The 21,891-nt window shown below is 54.6% G+C and carries 19 protein-coding genes; 6 read left to right on the forward strand and 13 right to left on the reverse strand.

Annotation, left to right across the window (positions count from 1 at the left end):
• Positions 1-41 precede the first annotated feature (41 nt).
• Positions 42-1,331, forward strand: a complete 1,290-nt coding sequence (locus N7V53_RS14380) for an MFS transporter (protein ID WP_279793768.1) — start codon at positions 42-44, stop codon at positions 1,329-1,331.
• A gap of 131 nt (positions 1,332-1,462) precedes the next feature.
• Here the strand turns inward: N7V53_RS14380 and rlmB are convergent, their stop codons facing one another.
• On the reverse strand, positions 1,463-2,194 hold the full coding sequence (gene rlmB / locus N7V53_RS14385; RefSeq protein WP_023478470.1) for a 23S rRNA (guanosine(2251)-2'-O)-methyltransferase RlmB: 732 nt from the start codon (positions 2,192-2,194) through the stop codon (positions 1,463-1,465).
• 147 nt (positions 2,195-2,341) lie between these two features.
• Positions 2,342-4,096, reverse strand: a complete 1,755-nt coding sequence (locus tag N7V53_RS14390) for a methyl-accepting chemotaxis protein (protein ID WP_279793769.1) — start codon at positions 4,094-4,096, stop codon at positions 2,342-2,344.
• Positions 4,097-4,956: 860 nt separating this feature from the next.
• On the opposite strand from N7V53_RS14390, the gene N7V53_RS14395 reads away from it, so the two are divergent.
• From N7V53_RS14395 to N7V53_RS14410, 4 genes are all read left to right on the forward strand, one after another.
• The gene (locus N7V53_RS14395) at positions 4,957-5,502 is read left to right on the forward strand and encodes a YfaZ family outer membrane protein (RefSeq protein ID WP_279793770.1); all 546 of its coding nucleotides are present in this window, start codon (positions 4,957-4,959) and stop codon (positions 5,500-5,502) included.
• A 259-nt stretch (positions 5,503-5,761) separates the two neighbouring features.
• Complete coding sequence (gene betT / locus N7V53_RS14400) at positions 5,762-7,759, forward strand: choline BCCT transporter BetT (protein WP_279793771.1); 1,998 nt, start codon at positions 5,762-5,764, stop codon at positions 7,757-7,759.
• 99 nt (positions 7,760-7,858) lie between these two features.
• Positions 7,859-8,380, forward strand: a complete 522-nt coding sequence (locus tag N7V53_RS14405; protein WP_076769000.1) for a DUF6882 domain-containing protein — start codon at positions 7,859-7,861, stop codon at positions 8,378-8,380.
• A gap of 573 nt (positions 8,381-8,953) precedes the next feature.
• On the forward strand, positions 8,954-9,238 hold the full coding sequence (locus tag N7V53_RS14410; protein WP_023478429.1) for a hypothetical protein: 285 nt from the start codon (positions 8,954-8,956) through the stop codon (positions 9,236-9,238).
• A 53-nt stretch (positions 9,239-9,291) separates the two neighbouring features.
• Here the strand turns inward: N7V53_RS14410 and N7V53_RS14415 are convergent, their stop codons facing one another.
• Complete coding sequence (locus tag N7V53_RS14415; protein ID WP_094192953.1) at positions 9,292-9,537, reverse strand: biofilm development regulator YmgB/AriR family protein; 246 nt, start codon at positions 9,535-9,537, stop codon at positions 9,292-9,294.
• Between the two features lie 231 nt (positions 9,538-9,768).
• On the opposite strand from N7V53_RS14415, the gene N7V53_RS14420 reads away from it, so the two are divergent.
• Positions 9,769-10,158, forward strand: coding sequence for a hypothetical protein (locus N7V53_RS14420; RefSeq protein WP_279793772.1), 390 nt, complete (start codon positions 9,769-9,771; stop codon positions 10,156-10,158).
• Positions 10,159-10,233: 75 nt separating this feature from the next.
• Here the strand turns inward: N7V53_RS14420 and rnr are convergent, their stop codons facing one another.
• From rnr to mutL, 10 genes are all read right to left on the reverse strand, one after another.
• The gene (gene rnr / locus N7V53_RS14425; RefSeq protein WP_124970421.1) at positions 10,234-12,669 is read right to left on the reverse strand and encodes a ribonuclease R; all 2,436 of its coding nucleotides are present in this window, start codon (positions 12,667-12,669) and stop codon (positions 10,234-10,236) included.
• Positions 12,670-12,707: 38 nt separating this feature from the next.
• Entirely contained in the window at positions 12,708-13,133 is a 426-nt protein-coding gene (nsrR, locus tag N7V53_RS14430) for a nitric oxide-sensing transcriptional repressor NsrR (RefSeq protein ID WP_023478375.1), read from the reverse strand.
• Between the two features lie 152 nt (positions 13,134-13,285).
• Positions 13,286-14,584: an adenylosuccinate synthase gene (gene purA / locus N7V53_RS14435; RefSeq protein WP_023478343.1), complete on the reverse strand. Its 1,299-nt coding sequence runs from the start codon at positions 14,582-14,584 to the stop codon at positions 13,286-13,288.
• Positions 14,585-14,688: 104 nt separating this feature from the next.
• Positions 14,689-14,886: a DUF2065 domain-containing protein gene (locus N7V53_RS14440; protein WP_023478406.1), complete on the reverse strand. Its 198-nt coding sequence runs from the start codon at positions 14,884-14,886 to the stop codon at positions 14,689-14,691.
• A 71-nt stretch (positions 14,887-14,957) separates the two neighbouring features.
• Positions 14,958-15,962: a protease modulator HflC gene (gene hflC, locus N7V53_RS14445; protein ID WP_124970424.1), complete on the reverse strand. Its 1,005-nt coding sequence runs from the start codon at positions 15,960-15,962 to the stop codon at positions 14,958-14,960.
• 2 nt (positions 15,963-15,964) lie between these two features.
• Positions 15,965-17,221, reverse strand: a complete 1,257-nt coding sequence (hflK, locus tag N7V53_RS14450; RefSeq protein ID WP_279793773.1) for an FtsH protease activity modulator HflK — start codon at positions 17,219-17,221, stop codon at positions 15,965-15,967.
• Between the two features lie 82 nt (positions 17,222-17,303).
• Positions 17,304-18,584, reverse strand: coding sequence for a ribosome rescue GTPase HflX (gene hflX, locus N7V53_RS14455; RefSeq protein WP_023478522.1), 1,281 nt, complete (start codon positions 18,582-18,584; stop codon positions 17,304-17,306).
• A gap of 74 nt (positions 18,585-18,658) precedes the next feature.
• The gene (hfq, locus tag N7V53_RS14460) at positions 18,659-18,964 is read right to left on the reverse strand and encodes an RNA chaperone Hfq (RefSeq protein ID WP_023478362.1); all 306 of its coding nucleotides are present in this window, start codon (positions 18,962-18,964) and stop codon (positions 18,659-18,661) included.
• 96 nt (positions 18,965-19,060) lie between these two features.
• Positions 19,061-20,011, reverse strand: coding sequence for a tRNA (adenosine(37)-N6)-dimethylallyltransferase MiaA (gene miaA, locus N7V53_RS14465; RefSeq protein ID WP_076769004.1), 951 nt, complete (start codon positions 20,009-20,011; stop codon positions 19,061-19,063).
• On the reverse strand, positions 20,004-21,881 hold the full coding sequence (gene mutL / locus N7V53_RS14470; protein WP_279793774.1) for a DNA mismatch repair endonuclease MutL: 1,878 nt from the start codon (positions 21,879-21,881) through the stop codon (positions 20,004-20,006). The genes miaA and mutL overlap by 8 nt, the downstream gene beginning before the upstream one ends.
• Positions 21,882-21,891 lie beyond the last annotated feature (10 nt).

Genomic DNA, 21,891 nt, shown 5'->3' on the forward strand with positions numbered 1-21,891 from the left:
CTAATGAATAATTTATTCTCACCTTCCCAACGAGAATCATTATGCATTCACCTCACCCTGCGCCAGATGCGCACAAGCGTGCGCTTATCGCCGGCTCGATTGGCAACTTTATCGAGTGGTACGAATTTGCGGTGTATGGCTTTCTCGCCACCGTGATTGCGAAAAACTTCTTCCAGCTGGCGGGCGACACGGGGTTGACCAGCCTGATCCTCACTTACGCGTCGTTTGCCATCGCCTTTTTCTTTCGCCCGCTGGGCGCGGTGCTGTTCGGGCGCATCGGCGATCGGCTGGGGCGTAAACCGACGCTGATTATCGTCCTGGTGCTGATGACGCTGGCGACCGCCGCCATCGGTATGGTGCCGGTCTATGCCTCGATTGGTATTGCCGCACCACTGATCATTACCGGGCTGCGCATTTTGCAGGGGCTGTTTGCCGGCGGTGAGTATGGCGGCGCGGTGTCGCTGATGACCGAGTTCGCCCCGCGCGGCAAACGCGGGCTATATGGTGCCTGGCAATCCTTTACCGTTGCGCTGGGGCTGCTCAGCGGCGCGGGGGTGGTGGCGCTGCTCTCGGCGATCCTCACGCCGGAAGCGCTGCACGAGTGGGGCTGGCGCATCCCCTTCTTCCTCGCCCTGCCGATGGGCGTGGTCGCGCTGTGGCTGCGGGTGAGCATGGAGGAGACGCCGAGTTTTGTGCAGCAGCAGGAGAAACCGCCCGCTCAGCGGGCTAACCGCGCCGCGACGTTGAAAGCGATTTTTATGGGCATCGGCCGGGTGATGGTGTGGTCCGCCGCCGGGTACACCTATCTGGTGATTATGCCGACCTACCTGCAATCGGCGCTGCATACCGGCTTTAACCAGGCGCTGCTGATTGCGGTGATCTCCAATGTCGGCTTTGCGCTTACCATCATACCTGCCGGAATAGCGAGCGACCGTTATGGCCGCCGCACGGTGATGGTGACAGCGACCCTCTTGCTGCTGATCCTTGCGCTGCCGCTGCTCAAAATCTTGCAGGCAGAGTCGAGCACGCTGGCGGTAAAAGCGGTGGTGGTGCTGATTGCGGGCGGGCTGGTGGGCGTGCTGGCAGGCCCCGGCCCGGCGATGCTGTCAGAGATGTTTCCAACGCGCGTGCGCTACACCGGCCTCGGCGTAGCCTATTCGCTCTCAAACGCGCTCTTTTCGGGCTGTGCGGGGTTAATCATTACCGGGCTGATTAAGGAGACCGGCAACCTGGATATTCCGGCCTATTACGTGATGGCGACTGCGGTGGTGAGCATTGCGGCGCTGATGACGCTCAATAAAGATGACCATTTGCGGTCGCTCGAGGAGTAACAGCGCGATTTTGCGTAGGCCGGATAAGCAAAGCACTATCCGGCATTATTGCGTAGGCCGGATAAGCGAAGCGCCATCCGGCATTGTTCCGTAGGCCGGATCAGCGAAGCGCCATCCGGCATTAAACGCACTTAACTGCGCTGGCGCACCGCTTCAAACAGGCAGATACCGGTCGCGACCGAAACGTTCAGCGAGGAGACGCTGCCCGCCATCGGAATGCTGATCAGCTCATCGCAGTGCTCGCGGGTCAGACGGCGCATACCTTCACCTTCCGCACCCATCACCAACGCCATCGGCCCGGTCATTTTGCTCTGGAACAGGGTGTGATCCGCTTCGCCCGCGGTGCCGACGATCCAGATACTCTCTTCCTGCAACAGACGCATGGTGCGCGCCAGGTTGGTCACGCGGATCAGCGGTACATTCTCCGCCGCGCCGCAGGCCACCTTTTTCGCCGTGGCGTTGAGCTGGGCCGATTTATCTTTCGGTACGATCACCGCATGGACGCCCGCCGCATCGGCGCTACGCAAACAGGCCCCGAGGTTATGGGGATCCGTAACGCCATCGAGGATCAAAAAGAAGGGTTGATCGAGGCTGGCGATCAGATCCGGCAGATCGTTTTCCTGATACTGACGGCCAGGCTTAACGCGTGCAATGATCCCCTGGTGCACTGCGCCTTCGCTCTTCTCATCCAGATACTGGCGGTTCGCCACCTGGATCACCACGCCCTGCGCTTCCAGCGCGTGGATCAGCGGCAGAAGACGTTTATCTTCGCGGCCTTTCAGAATAAAGACTTCCTGAAAACGCTCCGGGGCGCGCTCCAGCAGGGCCTGCACCGCGTGGATGCCGTAAATCATTTCACTCATTGATGGTACTCATTTGGGGCGGTTTGCGCCGGGTTGTTAGGGCCGTGATAGATATCACCGGCGCCCATTATAACCAACCCACGCCTCAGGTCGAACTTAACCCGCCGCACAAGGCGGCAGGTTCAGGTAACCCCCGGTCAATGCGCGTTAAAAACTTTCCCAGCTTGTCTCTGCCAGCGCCGGTTTAAGCGCGGCGGTCTTGCTTACCGCAGGCTTTTTCGCGGCCTGCGCTTTATGACCGGAGAGGGTAAAGATGGAGATGGTCTGCTCCAGCTCGCGCGCCTGCTCTTCGAGGGAGCTTGCTGCCGCAGAGGACTCCTCCACCAGCGCGGCGTTCTGCTGAGTGGTGGTATCCATCTCTGCCATCGCCTGACCGATCTGCGAGATGCCGCGGCTCTGCTCTTCTGACGCGCCGGCAATCTCGTTCATGATATTGCGGACCTGGGCCACAGAGTTGACGATCCCCTCCATCGCTTCACCGGCACCCGCCACCAGCTTAGAACCGTTCTCCACCTGGCTACCCGCTTCGTGGATCAGGGCTTCAATCTCTTTCGCCGCCGTGGCGCTGCGCTGCGCCAGCGTTCTCACCTCGCCTGCAACAACCGCAAACCCGCGTCCCTGTTCGCCCGCACGCGCCGCTTCTACTGCGGCGTTAAGCGCGAGGATATTGGTCTGGAAAGCGATGCTGTTAATAACGTTGATGATGTCGCCAATTTTGTGCGAGCTGGCGCGGATCCCCTCCATGGTGGTGACCACTTCACCAACAATCTTGCCACCGCGGTCGGCGCTGGAAGAGGCCTCTGCCGCCAGTTTGCTGGCATGGCTGGCGTTTTCCGCATTCTGTTTCACCGTCGAGGTCAGCTCCTCCATACTGGCGGCAGTTTCCACTACCGCAGCGGATTGCTGCTCAGTACGCGAGGAGAGATCGATATTGCCCGCGGCGATTTCCGCCGAGGCGCGCGACACGCTCTCCACGCCGCTACGCACACGGGAGATCACCTCTTTCAGGTTCTCATTCATCACGGAAACCGCTTGCAGCAGCAGCCCCGGCTCATCGCGACGTTGGGTGGTGATAGACATGGTGAGATCGCCCTGCGAAATGCGCTCGGCGATGTGCAGCGTTTCACGCAGCGGGCGGGTAATGTTACGGGTGATGCGCCAGGCAATCAGCAGCGCAATCGCAATGCCTACTGCGGCTGCAAGCAGCATGATAGTCATCGCATGAGACATGGTTTCCTTCACCTGCGCCTGCTGCCAGACGAAGAAATTCTCAACGGATTCGTTTAACTGGGTGGCGGTGCCGGTCAGGGTTTTGGACTGCGTTGCCTGATTGGCAAACGTAGTAACGAACTGGTCAATATTCCCCTGCAGGCTGGCAAGCTCGGTGGTCAAGGCGGCATTTAAAGAGGCGAGTTCTCCGCCCTGCCCGGCGAGCGCTTTACCATATTCCGCGCTTTGCTGAAGTGCGGTGCTGAGACGGGCAGCCGTATCAGCGCTGCCGGAGTCAATCAGCTCTTCAATTAATAGCGCCGACTGCTGCAACCGGGCTTCAAGGCGCACGGCCACCACCGCGCTTTCAGGTAGCAAGCTATCGCTGACGCTCAGTGAAGCGGCCTGCTGGGCGATATCTTCAATCTTTGCACTACGCAACGCGGCGGCCAGCTCATTACGGCGCTGTATTGACGAAACAAAGGTGCTCCTTTGTGCCATATAGGTTTCGGTTTGCTGTTGCAGGCTGTCAATTTTTGTCTGGCCTTCCTGGCTCCAGGAAAAGGTATCCAGCGTTTTCGCCAGCTCAATAATCTGTTGTAAAGCTTTGAGGTTTTTATCAGCGTTTTCTGCCGAGCCGGTATATTGATAAAGGGTGCGGTTAAGGCGTGCGGTGCTGAGTGTATTTACCATCTGGACGGTAACCGCTTCTTTGTCCGCATTTTCTTCAACTTTTTTAAAGCCAATAAGACCTGTTGCAACGGTAATCATCATAATAATAAGCACGATAATAAAACTGGAGGTCAGTTTTTTGCCGACGCTTAGATTATTCGCGATGTTTCCTATTAAAGCGGTAACGGACATACGGTTCACCATAAAGTTAGATTGGGGGCGCTATTTCCCAGTTATCGTCAGCCTTAAAATTTAACTTTATGATTTATTCTTCAGCTTATGCGTAAAGTACAGTATTCATGATCTAAATCACGTATTACTGCAACGCACAACGAATTCATTTCGGCATAAAATATTACCGCTTCGCTTAGGATATATCATATTTATTTAGCTTTTTAGCGATGGCACTTTATTAGGGTGCTATTAATGTCGTTAAAAATAATTTTACACCACGCGGTTGTGGGCTGGAGCAAGCGTGCTTTAGCGAAGCGGAGCAGCTCTTCAGCAATGGACGATAGATGATGCAAACTTGTAAGCAAGCAGGGTTATAAAGTTCGTGGCAGATATAATTATTTCAAAAAATGTAACTGCATATTAAAGTCAAAGAGAAATGATTATTATTAATTGCGATGGTAATACTTTTCACGTTTAAATCGATGATTAAAAAAAGAACAACCAGGATTAATATTCAATATTAATTGAGGTGGGGAATTAAACCAACGCTAAACCAGACGGGTAATCAGCATTGACATCGTTAAATAATAGCCACAAAGCGCATTAAATATCAGGCGTTACGCAATTTACATTTTGAGACCAGAGCAGTTTTTCAGACAGAAGCTCGCTTGATAAGTTCACTGCGAAATTATTGAGGAGTGACAAACGTGAAAAAATTATCTGTTCTTTTATCTTTATCTCTGGTGATGGCATCCGGTTCAGCGCTGGCAATGGGTTTTACTGCCGAACAAAGCAAGAACTACACCAATCTCAATGCTGAATTAGGCAAAAGCTCAGACGGCTTATATGCAGAGAGCAACTGGGTAAAAAATACCAAAGATGGCGCGCAGCTGGGCAGCCTGGGCGTGGGTTATAACTTTGGCCTCGGTCCGTTGACCCTCTCTGCCGGCACGAAAGCCGTCTACCTCGGGCCGAAAAAAGGTGATAACGGCGTAGCCTTCCCGATTGGCGGCGGTATCGACTGGGCGCTGACGGACAGCGTTCATCTCTATGGCGAAGGCTACTCCGCACCGGAGGGTCTGACCAACAGCGTGAAAAACTATGTCGAAGCGAATGGCGGCATTAAGTGGACACCTATCACGCCGCTTACGCTTAAAGCCGGTTACCGCCACGCAAGTGTCGATGGCAAAGATGGCCGTCCGGGCCATACCATTATCGATGGAGCCTATTTAGGCGCTGGCGTTACCTTCTAATATTCGTGCATATCGGGGAGAGCGCTTCTCCCCGACTCCTCCGCCTTAAAATTGGCATGCTGGCAGGATCGATTCTCTACTGCGCCTCTCCTTCCAATAACAAAGACAAAATCCTGCGAGCCAGGCATTACCGCATAAATCTTATTTTTTACATGGTTATATTTATTCGAATAATAACTTCTCATGACCATCATATTTGTTACTATTTCGCTGTTCTTTATATCCGTTCAGGGCAACTAACCTATGGAATGAATAGATTATGAGTGAACAAGATCTTTCGACAAAAAAGCCGGGTAACACGATTAATAAGCCGGTGTTTTTCACATCGGCGTTATTAATCGTGCTCCTTGTGGCTTTCGCATCGCTTTTCCCCGAGCTGGCTGACAGCAAATTCAAGCTGTTACAGCAGGAGCTTTTCACCAATGCCAGCTGGTTTTATATCCTTGCCGTCGCGCTGATCCTGCTGAGCGTGACCTTCCTGGGGCTTTCGCGCTACGGCGACATAAAACTTGGGCCCGACCATGCACAGCCCCATTTCAGCTACCACTCCTGGTTCGCCATGCTCTTTTCGGCAGGCATGGGAATCGGCCTGATGTTCTTTGGTGTGGCGGAGCCGGTGATGCACTATTTATCGCCACCGGTGGGGACACCTGAAACCATTGAGGCGGCGAAGCAGGCGATGCGCCTGACCTTTTTCCACTGGGGTCTGCATGCCTGGGCCATCTACGCGATTGTCGCCTTGATCCTCGCCTTCTTCAGCTACCGCCACGGTTTGCCGTTGACGTTGCGCTCCGCGCTCTACCCGATTATTGGCGATCGCATTTATGGGCCTTTGGGTCACGCCGTCGATATTTTCGCGGTGATCGGTACGGTCTTTGGCGTCGCCACCTCGCTGGGCTATGGCGTATTGCAGGTCAATGCTGGTCTGAATCACCTTTTCGGTGTGCCGATTAATGAAACCGTGCAGGTTATTTTGATCGTCGTGATCACCGGTCTTGCCACCATTTCCGTGGTATCGGGGCTGGATAAAGGGATTCGTATTCTCTCTGAACTGAACCTCAGCCTGGCGCTGCTGCTGCTGGCGTTAGTGATGCTGCTGGGTCCGACGGTGCTGCTGCTTAAATCCTTTGTCGAGAACACCGGCGGATATCTCTCCGAGCTGGTGAGTAAGACATTTAACCTTTACGCCTATGAACCGAAGTCGAGCAACTGGCTGGGTGGCTGGACGCTGCTCTACTGGGGCTGGTGGCTCTCCTGGTCGCCATTTGTCGGTATGTTTATCGCCCGCGTCTCCCGTGGCAGAACGATCCGTGAGTTTGTCACCGGCGTGCTGTTTGTCCCGGCAGGTTTCACGCTGCTGTGGATGACGGTGTTTGGTAACAGCGCGATCCATCTCATCATGACCGAAGGCGCACGCGACCTGGCTGACACCGTGCAGCAGGATGTCGCGCTGGCACTGTTTAACTTCCTTGAGCACTTCCCCTTCTCCAGCATCCTGTCGTTTATCGCCATGGCGATGGTGATCGTCTTCTTTGTCACCTCTGCTGACTCTGGTGCCATGGTGGTGGATACCCTCGCCTCAGGCGGCTCAAGCCATACGCCGGTCTGGCAGCGCATCTTCTGGGCAGGGCTAATGGGCGTGGTGGCGATTGCGCTGCTGCTGGCGGGCGGGTTAAGCGCGTTGCAAACGGTGACCATTGCCAGTGCGCTGCCCTTCTCGGTGATCCTGCTGATCTCGATTTATGGGCTGTTGAAAGCGTTGCGCCGGGATCTCACAAAACGTGAAAGCCAAAGCATGGCGACCATCGCGCCGACTGCGGCGCGCAACCCGATTCCGTGGCAGCGCCGGTTACGTAATATCGCCTATCTGCCCAAACGCTCGCTGGTAAAACGTTTTATGGATGATGTTATCCAGCCGGCCATGACGCTGGTGCAGGAGGAGCTGAATAAGCAGGGAACGCGCAGCACCATCAGCGACGCGGCGGACGATCGTATTCGCTTCGAAGTCGACCTGGGCGATGAGCTTAACTTTATCTATGAAGTGAGGCTGCGCGGGTATAACACCCCTACCTTTGCGATTTCGGGTCTGGAGAGCGATGAACAACAGGCGGAGCAGCATAAGTACTACCGCGCGGAAATCTACCTGAAAGAGGGCGGGCAAAACTATGATGTTATGGGCTGGAACCAGGAGCAGTTGATCAACGATATTCTTGATCAATATGAAAAGCATCTACACTTCCTGCATCTGGTTCGTTAACCACGACAACACCGCCTGCGGGCGGTGTTTTTTCATCTGGTTATCAAGCCCTGCGTGCTAAATTTTGCCGAAACGACAACGCGTTAATGGAGACCCTGGATGGCCAATTTTTTTAAGAAGTGGTTTGGCGGCGGTAATGATAAAGCGAAGGATGAAGTGCTTCGCGAACCCGACCTGACCATTGCCCGCGCCAATAATGAGATGCAGCAGCGTACGCAGGCGGCAACGGAGATGTGGGGGATCGACAGCGCCGAGTGGGGCGTCGATCTCGATGCAGGGACCATTACCTTTACCAATCATGAAAAGGGGTGGGTCATTACCGCGCCGGTTCAAGTAGTGGGCACCTATGATACCGAAGAGGGCTCCTGGCTATGGGGCTGGGATCACCCTTCCGTGCGCGAACCGCTGGGCGAATATGCCGCCTGCGTGCGCACGTTCGGCGAGCAGCATGGTCTGGAAGCGTTAACCACACGCCAGATTAGCGCCTCGACAGAAGATGCCTGGACCTTTACCGCACTCGCCTGCCATCTTGGCGGCGGTCAGGGTGGATATAGCGGCCTCGCTGGCACCACCAGGGTATTTATGGTCTATGACAATGTGACTATTAATAAACAAGCGTAACGGTATGTTGCAAATCTGGAAAATAACGACCAGAACGGCCTATTTTCCAGATTTAATGATTAAGCTAAATCTCAATTCACGCCCAACTGTTATCATAAAAATAGCGCAAACTGTTATGCTTTCTAATAACAAAATCAGCTGTTTTCTGATACACGCCAGCCTGACAAGGACATCACCTATCTCACTGAAAAATAAAATATTTAAAACCATACTTTTTCTGTTTTTTATTATCAGCAATAAAATAAAAAGCAGATAGTTCTCAAAAAAAGAAGAGAGCACAAATATCTTTTATAATTAAATAAACAGTGATTAATTCAAAATCGCGACTTATTATTTAATATACAAAGTGTTTCACCGCTTATAAGAAAACTTTTTTTAGCGACAATTCTTATAAGGCGATTTAAATATGCATCTTTATTCGTTCAGGGCGATTTTTTATTAATTAAAAGAGGCAGGTTTGACTCAGCTGGAGATCTTTTCCAGAGAACGCTCACCAACGCAGGGGTGGCAAAAAAAGCAGAGCGCACTGAAAGAGTGAGAGCCTCGCTTCGCAGCCCCTAACAGGAGGAGACCATGAGCACCATTGATACCGAAAAAAAGGCAGGCGTGCTTATTGAGAAGGCGGTTAAACAGCTGCTGAACACCGATGAGGCAATCTCTTTTCGCGCCGTGCTGGAAATACTCAATGACAAACGCAAACAGGCAGTAAACCGCGAAGGTATTGCCGCCTGCGACAGCGCTATTGATGAGATTCAGGCGATGATTGCCAAAACGTCGAACGAACGTTCGCGTGTGCCGGTGAGCCGTAAGAACTTCCTCGCACAGTGGAAGCCAGGCGCAGACGACAAGATCCATTAATAAAAAACGGCAGCCTCCACTTGCGCAGAGGCTGCCGTGCTAAATCCATTTATTTAGATATCATCCTGGGTGCGATGAACAATCATCTCCAGCGCGTTGCGCAGGATATCATTCTGGACAACATCGGATTCCGTCTCGAGGCGGCTAATAAGGGCCAGAATCAGATCCTTATTGGTTACCACGGTTTTCACTGATTTCAGTGCAAAGGTCAGCTCGTCAATAATCTGTTTTTCGGCCTCAAAGGCATGAAGCTTGCTGTCTGTAGTCTCAAATGTCTTAAAAGTCGCGTTATTCATCATAAACTCGCTAAAAAAAGTGACGTGGCTATCCTTTGCAGTCAGCCCAGTATGTTGTACAGATTTCCCCACGAAACTTGTACAACACCGACAAGTTAGACGTGAAAACGTTAGCGCGCAATCTTTTTAAAGATATATCCTCTGGTTTTGATACCCTTCCCCCTTTCCACCCCTTGTATAGCGCGCTCTGACGCGGCTTTGCAGCGCGGTGTCAACCTGCTCAGGAGAGAAGAGATGGGCTGCGATGAGTTCGATTTTTATGAAGATGATGAAGGTATAACGACAGATTTAACCCTGCCCGCTTTTGGCGCGCAGAAAGTGCAATGCACTGCCCTTGAGTGCGATGTGGTGGATGAAAATATAAGGGAGACAATCGCCTTTCTTATTCATCAGCAACACGCCATTTTTGATACCGCGATTATCGAAGCACAGAACTATACGGCGCGGATCTATTCCGCAGCGCTCAGCGATCTGACGCTAATAAAAATCTATCTACTGTCGCAGGAAGATAGGGAGTTCGGTTTACTCTTTTCGACGGAAATCGATCCAGAGCACGGCATCGGTATGAAATTCAATGGATATGACTTAAGGGAAATTGGTAGCGCCGAAACGGCTTTTCTCTGACGCGTTATTTCGCTGAGATTTACCACCCTGCCCCAATAAAGAAAAACCCCCTCTTTGCAGAAGGGGTTTTGATTATCAATCGGCTTTTTTCTTGCGCGACGCGCGTTTGGCTTTGGTCGCGGCGGCTATTTTTTGCGTTTTCTCAGAGGGCTTTTTCGCTTTTTTCGCCTTGCCCTTGGCTTTATCGCCGCGGAATTCGCTATCCGGCTCGAAATTCACCTTTTTATTGGCCTGGCGACGCGGCGGTTTTTTGCTCGCGTTGCTGCGCCCTGCGGTGCCTTTCTTATTACGCTCGCGATCGGTTTTACCCGGGTTACGCGGGGCGCGCTCGCTGGAGATGAGCGAGAAGTCGATCTTGCGCTCGTCCATATTGACCGCTTCAACCTTCACTTCAACCCGGTCGCCGAGGCGATAGGTCTGACCGCCGGATTCGCCAATCAGGCGCTGACCAACCTGGTCAAAGCGATAGTAGTCGTTATCCAGCGACGAGACGTGCACCAGACCGTCGATAAAGAGATCCACGAGACGCACAAAGAAGCCGAAACCGGTGACGCTGGCGATCACGCCGGAGAAGGTGTTACCCACCTGATCCTGCATAAAGTCGCACTTCAGCCAGTCCGCAACATCACGGGTCGCTTCATCGGCGCGGCGCTCGGCCATCGAACAGTGCTGACCCAGCTGGAGGATCTCTTCCATGCTGTAGTGCCAGCCGCCCGTCGCGGTGCTGTTGCCCTTCTCGCCGTTCTCTTTCGCCAGCAGATACTTAATCGCGCGGTGCAGCGAAAGATCCGGGTAGCGGCGAATCGGCGAGGTAAAGTGCGCATAGGATTGCAGCGCGAGACCAAAGTGGCCGCGGTTTTCCGGATCGTAGATCGCCTGTTTCATCGAGCGCAGCAGCATGGTTTGCAGCATCTCGTGATCGGGACGATCGGCGATCGATTCCAGCAGCGCGGCATAATCGCGCGGCTCAGGCTTGTTACCGCCCGGCAGCTCCAGACCCAGCTCGGCGAGCACGGTACGGAACGAGGTAATAGCGTCGTTGGTCGGTTTATCGTGAATACGGAACAGCGCTGGCTCTTCTGCCTTCTCAACGAAGCGTGCCGCAGAGATATTGGCGAGGATCATGCACTCTTCAATCAGCTTGTGCGCGTCGTTACGCTGCGTCTGTTCAATGCGCTCAATGCGGCGTTCGGCGTTGAAAATAAACTTCGCCTCTTCGCTCTCAAAGGAGATGCCGCCGCGCTCGGCGCGCGCCTGCTCAAGGGTTTTATAGAGGGTATGCAGCTCTTCAATGTGTTTCACCAGCGGCGCGTATTGCTCGCGCAGCTCGCCGTCGCCCTGCAGCATATGCCACACCTTGGTGTAGGTCAGACGCGCGTGGGAGCTCATTACCGCTTCGTAGAACTTATACCCGGTCAGACGCCCTTTGGCGGAGATGGTCATCTCGCACACCATACAGAGGCGGTCCACCTGCGGGTTCAGGGAGCAGAGGCCGTTGGAGAGCACTTCCGGCAGCATTGGAACGACCTGCGACGGGAAGTAGACCGAGGTGCCGCGATTACGCGCTTCGTTATCCAGCGGCGTACCGTGGCGCACGTAGTAGCTGACATCGGCGATGGCAACCCATAAGCGCCAGCCGCCGCCGCGTTTCTTCTCACAGTAAACGGCGTCATCAAAGTCGCGGGCGTCTTCGCCATCAATAGTGACCAGTGGCAGATTGCGCAGATCGACGCGACCCACTTTGGCCTCTTCCGGCACCTGTTCTTTCAGGTCAGCAATCTGTTTTTCAACTTCTGGCGGCCACTGGTAGGGAATTTCATGGGTGCGCAGCGCCATATCGACGGCCATGCCGGTGCCCATGTTGTCGCCCAGCACTTCAACAATTTTACCTACCGCTTTGGTGCGGCGAGTCGGGCGCTGGGTCAGTTCGACCACCACCACAAAGCCCATGCGCGCGCCCATAATCTCTTCAGGCGGGATAAGGATATCGAAGCTCAGACGGCTGTCGTCCGGCACTACAAAGCCGACGCCTGCGTCGGTGAAGTAGCGGCCGACAATCTGCCCGGTTTTCGGCACCAGAACGCGGACAATGCGCGCTTCGCGGCGCCCTTTGCGGTCCGCGCCCAGCGGCTGTGCCAGCACCTGATCGCCGTGAATGCAGGTTTTCATCTGCTCGCTGGAGAGATAGAGATCGTCTTTGCGGCCTTCAACGCGCAGGAAGCCGTAGCCGTCGCGGTGGCCGATAACAATGCCTTTCAGCAGGTCGAGACGTTCCGGTAAGGCGTAGCACTGGCGGCGGGTGAAGACAAGCTGCCCGTCGCGCTCCATGGCGCGCAGACGGCGGCGCAGGGCTTCATGTTGTTCTTCGCCTTCGATATTGAGCTCAACAGCCAGTTCATCGCGGCTGGCAGGCTTTTCGCGTTTGGAGAGATGGTCGAGGATAAATTCGCGGCTGGGAATAGGATTAGAGTATTTTTCAGTTTCGCGTTCGAGGAAAGGATCTTGTGACATAGCGGTTCCTCCGTTGTCAGCTCTGGCGGAGCGTTTCGTCATTCCACCAGCAATAATTTGTAAAGCGGTTGATTCTCTTCAACCAAATCGGCAAGCGTGTAGTTATCAAGTTCCTTCAGGAAACTCTGCACGGCTTTTGAGAGGGCGACTTTCAGTCGGCAAGCGTTGGTGATGTGGCAAAAATCGCTGTGGCAGTTCACCAGGGTCAGCGGTTCAAGGGAGCGCACAACATCACTGATACGAATATCTCGCGCTGGCTTACCCAGGCGGATACCGCCATTTTTTCCACGCACCGCCGCGACATAGCCTTCACGACTTAGCTGATTGATTATCTTAACCATATGATTACGGGAGACACCATACGTTTCTGTCACTGCAGAAATGTTGGTCATCTGCCCTTCCGGCAATGCCGCCATGTAAATCAAAGCGCGTAAACCGTAATCGGTAAAGCTTGTTAACTGCACACCAACCTCAATAACAGGAAAAAAAGCGAGATACCCGCAGGTATTGACTTTATTGATGATAAACCAGCCACCAGTCAGGTCGCTAATTTATTTGAACAGAAAGGTAAAAAAAGCGAGGAGAAAGGGCGCGGATTTCGCGCCCTTTAGCAGGATTATGCGTCGAACGGGTCGCGCAGAATCATGGTCTCAGTGCGATCCGGACCAGTAGAGATGATATCGATCGGTACACCAGTAAGTTCTTCAATACGTTTGATGTAATTGAGCGCTGCCTGCGGCAGACCGCTGCGCTCTTTCACACCAAAGGTGGTTTCAGACCAGCCCGGCATGGTTTCGTAGATCGGCTCGATACCTTCCCAGTTGTCGGCTGCCAGCGGCGTGGTGTCCACTTCGCGGCCATCCGGCATGCGGTAAGCGACGCAGATTTTCACCTCTTTCAGGCCATCCAGCACGTCCAGCTTGGTCAGGCAGAAACCAGAGAGGGAGTTGATCTGTACGGCACGGCGCACGGCAACGGCGTCCAGCCAGCCGGTACGACGACGACGACCGGTGGTCGCGCCAAATTCGTTACCCTGCTTGCAGAGGAACTCGCCGGTTTCATCAAACAGTTCGGTCGGGAACGGACCTGCACCCACGCGGGTGGAGTAGGCTTTGATGATGCCCAGCACGTAATCAACGTAGCGCGGGCCAAGGCCGGAACCGGTGGCAACACCGCCTGCGGTGGTGTTAGAGGAGGTGACGTACGGATAGGTACCGTGGTCGATATCCAGCAGCGTACCCTGCGCGCCTTCGAACATCACGAAGTCGCCGCGCTTACGCGCTTGATCCAGCAAGTCGGAAACGTCAACAACCATGGCGGTCAGGATGTCGGCAATTGCCATCACATCGTCCAGCACTTTCTGGTAGTCAACCGCTTCAACTTTGTAGTAGTTCACCAGCTGGAAGTTGTGATATTCCATCACTTCTTTCAGTTTATCGGCGAAGGTCGCTTTATCGAACAGGTCGCCAACGCGCAGACCGCGACGGGCAACTTTATCTTCATACGCCGGGCCGATACCACGACCGGTAGTGCCGATCGCTTTCGCACCGCGCGCTTTCTCGCGAGCAACGTCCAGCGCAACGTGATAATCAAGGATTAACGGGCAGGCTTCAGAGAGCAGCAGACGTTCGCGAACCGGGATACCACGGTCTTCCAGTTCTTTCATCTCTTTCATCAGCGCAGCAGGCGACAGCACAACACCGTTACCGATGATGCTGGTGACGTTTTCGCGAAGAATGCCTGATGGAATAAGATGGAGGACGGTTTTTTCACCGTTGATTACGAGAGTATGGCCTGCGTTGTGACCGCCCTGGTAGCGCACAACATATTTAGCCCGTTCAGTCAGAAGATCGACAATCTTCCCTTTACCTTCGTCACCCCATTGGGTGCCCAGTACGACGACGTTGTTACCCATTTTTTCAAAATCACCGTTTGCTTAAAAATGGATTCTACCACCGCTTTTTTAGAGAATCAGCACTTTTTCCGTGCAAAATTCCCGCGAGTTAGCCGATTATTGCCTCAGCCAATCGTTTTCCTCAACATGTAGTAGACAACGATGCCTGCGACCACAAGTCCGCCGCCAAAACGGCGCAAAATATTATCCGGAAGCTGGCTCAATGAGGCGATCATTCGCCGCCAGGCACGCGGATAGAGCATCGGGCCAAGCCCTTCAAGCACCAAAACTAACGCCAGCGCGAGCCAGATTGTTGCGTTCATGGGTCATCCTTACAAAAGAAAAACCACCGCCTGAGGCGGTGGTTTTCATTATCAAAACCGTTGACGCGATATTAGCGCGCGGTGGACGCCGGCGTCTTCATATAACGGAAGAAATCGCTATCCGGGCTCAGCACCATCACATCCTGGTTGCTGTCGAAGCTGTTTTCGTACGCACGCAGGCTACGGATAAAGGCGTAGAAGTCCGGATCCTGGCTGAAGGCATCAGCAAACAGTTTCGCCGCTTCGGCATCGCCTTCACCACGCATGATGCGACCCTGACGCTCGGCTTCTGCCAGCGTTTTCGTCACTTCATAGTCCGCAGTAGCACGCAGTTTTTCCGCCTCTTCCTGGCCCTGTGAACGATGGCGACGTGCAACCGCTTCACGCTCGGCGCGCATACGGTTGTAGATCGCATCCGACACTTCAGTCGGCAGGTTGATCTGCTTAATGCGCACATCGACCACTTCAATGCCCAGCGCCGCCATACTGTTCGGGTTGATGACCGGCACTTTGCCGTTCGTTTCAGCCTGAACGCGTTCCGCTGCTTTCGCGATAGCGTCATCCGCCGCTGGCGTGACCACTTCATCTTCAGTGCCCGCAGAGCCGGAGTTCAGCGCGTCGCGCACTTCCGAGGTCAAACGGCCGCGGGAGTCGGTGACGATATCTTTAACATCCAGGCGACCAATCTCAGAACGCAGACGGTCAGAGAACTTACGTTTCAGCAGCACTTCTGCCTGGGAGACGTCACCGCCGCCGGTAGCCAGGTAGTAACGGCTGAAATCGCTGATGCGCCACTTGATATAGGAGTCGACGATCAGGTCTTTCTTCTCTTTGGTCACAAAGCGATCCGCCTGGTTATCCATGGTCTGGATACGCGCATCGAGCAGTTTGACTGATTCAATAAACGGCAGTTTGAAGTGCAGGCCCGGTTCGAAGACTAACGGCTTGTTGTCGCCGTCACGCAGCACTTTACCGAAGCGCAGCGAAATTCCGCGCTCGCCTTCTCGCACCACGAAAATCGAGGTGAAAAACACTACCAGCACGATGATGATGATCGCGATTACTGACTTACGCATCGTTATTCCCCCTGACGCTGGTAGTCGTTACGCTGCGCGTTGACGCGGCGTTGATCCATGATATCTCCCGCTGAGGAAGTCGAACTGCTGTTGGCGCTGCTGCCGGAGTTGGAGGCAGGCGGCAGACGCAGCAGATTATTTGCGCCGTTGCTGTCGCTCTTCGCCGCCGGCGCGTTACCGCCTTTCAGCATCTGATCCAGCGGAAGCACCATCAGGTTGCCGCCTTTATCATTCACCAGCACTTTACGGGTGTGGCTCAGCACTTTCTCCATCGCTTCGATATAGAGACGCTCGCGGGTAATTTCCGGGGCGGCTTTATACTCAGGCAGGATCTTGGCAAAACGCGCCACTTCACCCTGCGCTTCCAGCACGGTCTGCGTTTTGTACGCGCGCGCCTCTTCGAGGATACGCTGCGCCTGGCCGTTCGCACGCGGCTGCACTTCGTTGGTGTAGGCTTCCGCTTCACGAATGAACTGCTGCTCGTTCTCACGGGCGGCAATCGCATCATCAAACGCGGCTTTCACCTCTTCCGGCGGACGAGCGGCCTGGAAGTTGACGTCCAGCAGGGTAATACCCATGTTGTAAGGACGAATGGTCTCTTCCAGCTCGCGCTGGGTATCGCTACGAATAACGGTACGCCCTTCGGTCAGAATACGATCCATGGTGTATTTACCGATTACGCCGCGCAGGGCGCTGTCGGTCGCCTGGCGCAGACTGTCATCGGCGCTGGCAACGCTAAACAGATAGCGCTCAGGATCGGTCACACGGTACTGCACGTTCATCTCAACGCGCACGACGTTTTCATCAGAGGTGAGCATCACGCCAGAGGCCGCCAGTTCACGAACGGATTCGACGTTTACCGCCGTCACGTTGTCGATAAAGGTCGGCTTCCAGTTCAGACCCGGTTCAACCAGGTGACTGAATTTACCAAAGCGTGTTACCACGCCGCGCTCCGCTTCTTTAATGGTGTAGAAGCCGGTTGCAGCCCAGATCACCACGGCAGCAACGGCAGCGATGCCGAACACGCGCCCGCCCAGTGGACTGCGAGGGCCAGAAGCGCCTGGATTACTCCCGCCGGTGCCTTTGCCACCGCCCAGACCGCCGAGCTTTTTGCTCAGCTTGCGGAAGATATCATCCAGATCAGGTGGCCCCTGATCGCGACCGCCTTTGTTTCCATTTCCCTCAGAGTTGCCGCCTGGTTTGCTGCTTCCCCACGGGTCGCGGTCTTGTCCGTTGTTACCGGGCTGATTCCACGCCATGTATGTGCTCCATATTTATTTTGCGGTGTATGCCCGCGCGGGCGGGCACCCCCAAAGGGGAAAAATCTTCAGGCTTTGCCGATCAAACGATGTACTCTTCGAGCGCCGGTTCTTGTTTACAGAGTCGACGCCAGTCAACGATGGGCATCCGTATCTGCATACCTACGCTGCCATCCTCTTCCGTCCACTCTTTTTCTATTGCCTGAAGCTGATAAAACCGGCTTCTTAAACGCCCCTCTTCCGCTGGCAGTCGCAGCGTGTGCTGCGCAACTTCGCCGGCAAGACGTTCTGTCAAAGCCTGGAATAACAGTGGTACGCCAGCCCCCGTCTGGGCGGAGAGCCAGACGCGGGTCGGTTTGTTCTCTTCATCTCTGTCGATACGCGGTTCAAAATCCTCCAGCATATCGATCTTGTTCATCACCAGCAGCGTCGGGATTTCGTGTGCGTCGATCTCTTCGAGCACCGTGTTCACCGCGTCGATATTTTCCTGCACGCGCACATCAGCGCCGTCAATCACGTGCAGCAGCAGCGTCGCCTGGCGCGTCTCCTGCAGCGTTGCTTTAAACGCGGCAACCAGATCGTGCGGCAGGTGACGAATAAAGCCGACGGTATCGGCCAGTACGGTTTCACCGACATCGGCAACGTCAATGCGGCGCAACGTCGGATCCAGCGTGGCGAACAGCTGGTCTGCTGCGTAGACCTGCGCTTCGGTTATCTGGTTAAACAGCGTCGATTTACCGGCGTTGGTATAACCCACCAGTGAAACCGTAGGAATATCCGCCTTAGTACGGGAACGACGCCCCTGTTCACGCTGTTTCTCAACCTTTTCCAGGCGCGAGAGGATTTGAGTAATGCGATTACGTAACAAACGACGGTCGGTTTCGAGCTGGGTTTCACCCGGACCACGCAAACCAATCCCGCCCTTCTGTCTTTCAAGGTGGGTCCAGCCACGCACAAGGCGCGTAGCCAGATGGCGCAACTGCGCCAGTTCTACCTGCAATTTCCCCTCGTGCGTTCGTGCACGCTGGGCAAAAATATCCAAAATCAGGCCGGTGCGATCGATAACGCGACATTCGCACAGTCGCTCCAGGTTACGTTCCTGGGCAGGGGATAGCGCATGATCAAAGAGTACGACGGACGCACCCGTTGCTTTTACGGCTTCTGCAATCTCGACTGCTTTACCTTCACCAACGAAATATTTGGGGTGCGGTGCTTTACGGCTACCGGTAATCACCTGCATTGCTTCGACACCGGCGGAAGAGACCAGAGCTTCAAACTCCTGGAGATCTTCCATATCTTTGTCTTGCGAAAAATAGATGTGTACCAGCACCGCCTGCTCACCGGCGTCATAACGGTCAAACAAGCGTAAACCCTCATTAAATACCAGCGGGGAACACAGCTAAACTGGCTCCCCGATCTGGAAATCAGCCTTCAACCTTACTCGGTTTCTTCGCTGTCCTGCTGTGCAGAGCCTTGCGCGTTGCTACCATGATGGTAGTTGTTGTTGGAGCCGCCACCCGCATTGTTGCTGTGATGTGAAACCGGGCGGGACGGAACAACAGTTGAAATCGCGTGCTTATAAACCATCTGGCTAACTGTATTCTTCAGCAAAATTACGAACTGATCGAAAGACTCAATCTGTCCTTGCAGTTTGATACCATTCACCAAATAAATTGAAACTGGAACACGTTCCCGACGCAGTGCGTTCAGGAACGGATCTTGTAAAGATTGCCCCTTAGCCATTCTATCTTTTCCTTATATGCTTGTTTTGTACTTAGAACCCGGAAGCTCTGAAAACTGCGTAAAAATTTGCGCACGATACGCGGTAATTGTACACATTCACCCTGCGATAGCACTAACTACCTGTAACACGTCATGGTAAGACTTTTCTGGCTTTTCACTCTCTAACCAGTGAACCTCACTCCATCCGCGTAGCCAGGTCATCTGTCGCTTGGCTAACTGCCTCGTCGCGCAAATACCTCGATAAACCATTTCATCGTATGAAATCTCGCCTTCAAGATAGGACCACATCTGGCGGTATCCCACACAACGAACGGAAGGCATATCCGTATGCAAATCTCCGCGAGCAAATAGCGCCCGCACTTCTGCTTCAAAACCTGAAGCTAACATCTGGTGAAAACGCTGCTCGATTCGCTGATGGAGCAGTTCACGGCTCGCCGGGGCGATGGCGAACTGATGCACCTGGTAAGGCAGAGCGTCTCCTGACGTTTGCGTCAGATCTGTTAAAGTTTTACCCGAAATGAAAAAAACTTCCAGTGCCCGGGAAAGCCTTTGCGGATCATTCGGATGGATTCGTGCTGCAGCGACAGGATCGATTATCTGTAACTGCGCATGTAACGCATCCCATCCACGCTCTGCAGCCTGCTGTTCAATCTCGGCTCGTACCTTCGGATCGGCTGATGGCAAGGGGGATAATCCTTCCAGCAGCGCCTTAAAGTAGAGCATCGTGCCGCCCACCAGCAGAGGAATACGGCCTGCATCGGTGATCGCTTTCATTTCGGCCAGCGCATCGCGGCGGAAATCAGCTGCCGAGTAGGCCTGCGCCGGATCCCGGATATCAAGCAACCGGTGCGGCGCAGCGCGAAGCTCTTCCGCGTTCGGTTTAGCTGTACCGATATCCATGCCTTGATAGATAAGGGCTGAATCAACGCTTATCAACTCAACTGGCAAAACTTTACGTAACGCGATTGCGAGCGCCGTTTTACCGGAGGCCGTTGGGCCCATCAAAAAAATTGCCTTCGGCAGGCTTGCCTTACTCACTTCACTCATCGTTCAGGGCGTTCATCGCCTTTTGTAAATCAACAGGTTGTAATAAACCATCCGGCGGGGTCTTTACCAGATGCGGACAAAGCCGTTCAACGTCGGCTAATAAGGTGATCGCCTGAGCGATACTCCACTGCGCATGTTCAGTCGCCAGACGGCGCGCCAGCCAGTGGGAGATATTCACCGCGTCAATGCTTGTCTGCTGCGCCAGGTAGCCTAACAGTTCAGGAATCAAGTTTTGTAAATTTTGTTGGCGCAAGGGTAAAGGCACCGCGCGAATGGTCACGTGATGGCCATCCGGCACAAATTCAATGCCCATTTGCGTCAGCACGGGCTGCGCGCGCTTAAGCGCTGCGCTCTCCTCGGAAGAGATTTTCAGGCGTACCGGAATCAATAGCGGCTGCCCGCAGCCCGGCGCATTATCAGGCGAGAGCTGCGCATGACGCAGCCAACGCTCGGCCACCGGCAATGCCAGCAGCACCAGCTTGCCGTCGCGCTCAAGCAGCGCGTAGTGCGGCGCAATCAGCGTCAGCACGCGGCCAAAACTCTGGCTATGCCCGTCCAGCGCTGGCGTTGCAGCGGGTGCTCGCTTCTCCGCTTTCGGCTCAACCACCGGCGTTTCCAGCAGCTTCTGGTAGAGCGCGCCCTGCTGTTTCTGATAACCCGGCTGCGCATTCGGCCAGCCGCGATCGCTGCTCGCAGGCGAACGGGAAGATGCACCGGAGGAGGATCCGCCGCCGGAAGAGGGCGAATACGATCCTGCCTCGGGTTCGCGCGCGGCGCGCGGTTCGGCAAACTGATTGCGCCCGGCGGCCACGCGGTTTTCCGGCAGCGCGCGCGGCGCGGGTTCGTCCGAGAGCGGCAGCGTCGCGTCAAGCTGTTGCTGCAACACGCTCAGCACGCCCTGGTAGATAAAGTCATGCACCAGCCGCGACTGGTGAAAGCGCACTTCATGCTTGGCCGGATGGACGTTCACATCCACCTGATGCGGGTCGATCTCCAGATAGAGCACAAAAGCGGGTTGCTGATCGGCCCCGAGCTTATCTTCGCAGGCCTGGCGAATAGCGTGGTTAATCAACCGGTCGCGCATCATGCGCCCGTTCACATAGCAATATTGAATATCGGTAAACGCAGCGGTGTTACTCTTCGGATCGGCGACCCAGCCGCGCAGGGCTAAATCGCCGTGCTGCCACTCAATCGCCAGCGCCTTTTCAAGAAAAGGCATCCCGCAAATAGCACCCAGACGACGCTCCTTCTGCCCGCCCTGCGCCACCGCGCGGTACTGGCGCACCATCTTGCCGTTATGGTTAAGGTTGATGGTGACATCGAAGCGCGCCAGTGCGATGCGGCGGATCACCTCATCAATATGGTTGAACTCGGTCTTTTCCGTGCGCATAAACTTGCGCCGCGCCGGGGTGTTATAGAAGAGATCCAGCACTTCAAGCGTGGTGCCAACCGGGTGGGCGGCCGGTTTTACCGTGACCGCCATCTCGCGCCCTTCGGCGTAGGCCTGCCACGCTTCCTGCTGCTCAGCGGTGCGCGAGGTGAGCGTTAAGCGCGAAACCGAACTGATACTGGCCAGCGCTTCGCCGCGAAAGCCAAGGCTGATGATCGCTTCTAAATCATCGAGAGAGGCAATCTTGCTGGTGGCATGACGCGCTAACGCCAGCGCCAGCTCCTCTTTTTTGATCCCGCAGCCGTTATCGCGAATGCGGATAAGCTTGGCGCCGCCGCGCTCAATATCGATATCGATGCGCGTCGCACCGGCATCCAGGCTGTTCTCCACCAGCTCTTTCACTACCGACGCAGGGCGCTCAACCACTTCGCCTGCGGCGATCTGGTTCGCAAGCTGTGGCGGTAGAACCTGTATCGGCATGAAAAGAATC

Source organism: Kosakonia sp. HypNH10 (assembly GCF_029850615.1).
In the GTDB taxonomy this organism is placed as follows: domain Bacteria; phylum Pseudomonadota; class Gammaproteobacteria; order Enterobacterales; family Enterobacteriaceae; genus Kosakonia; species Kosakonia cowanii.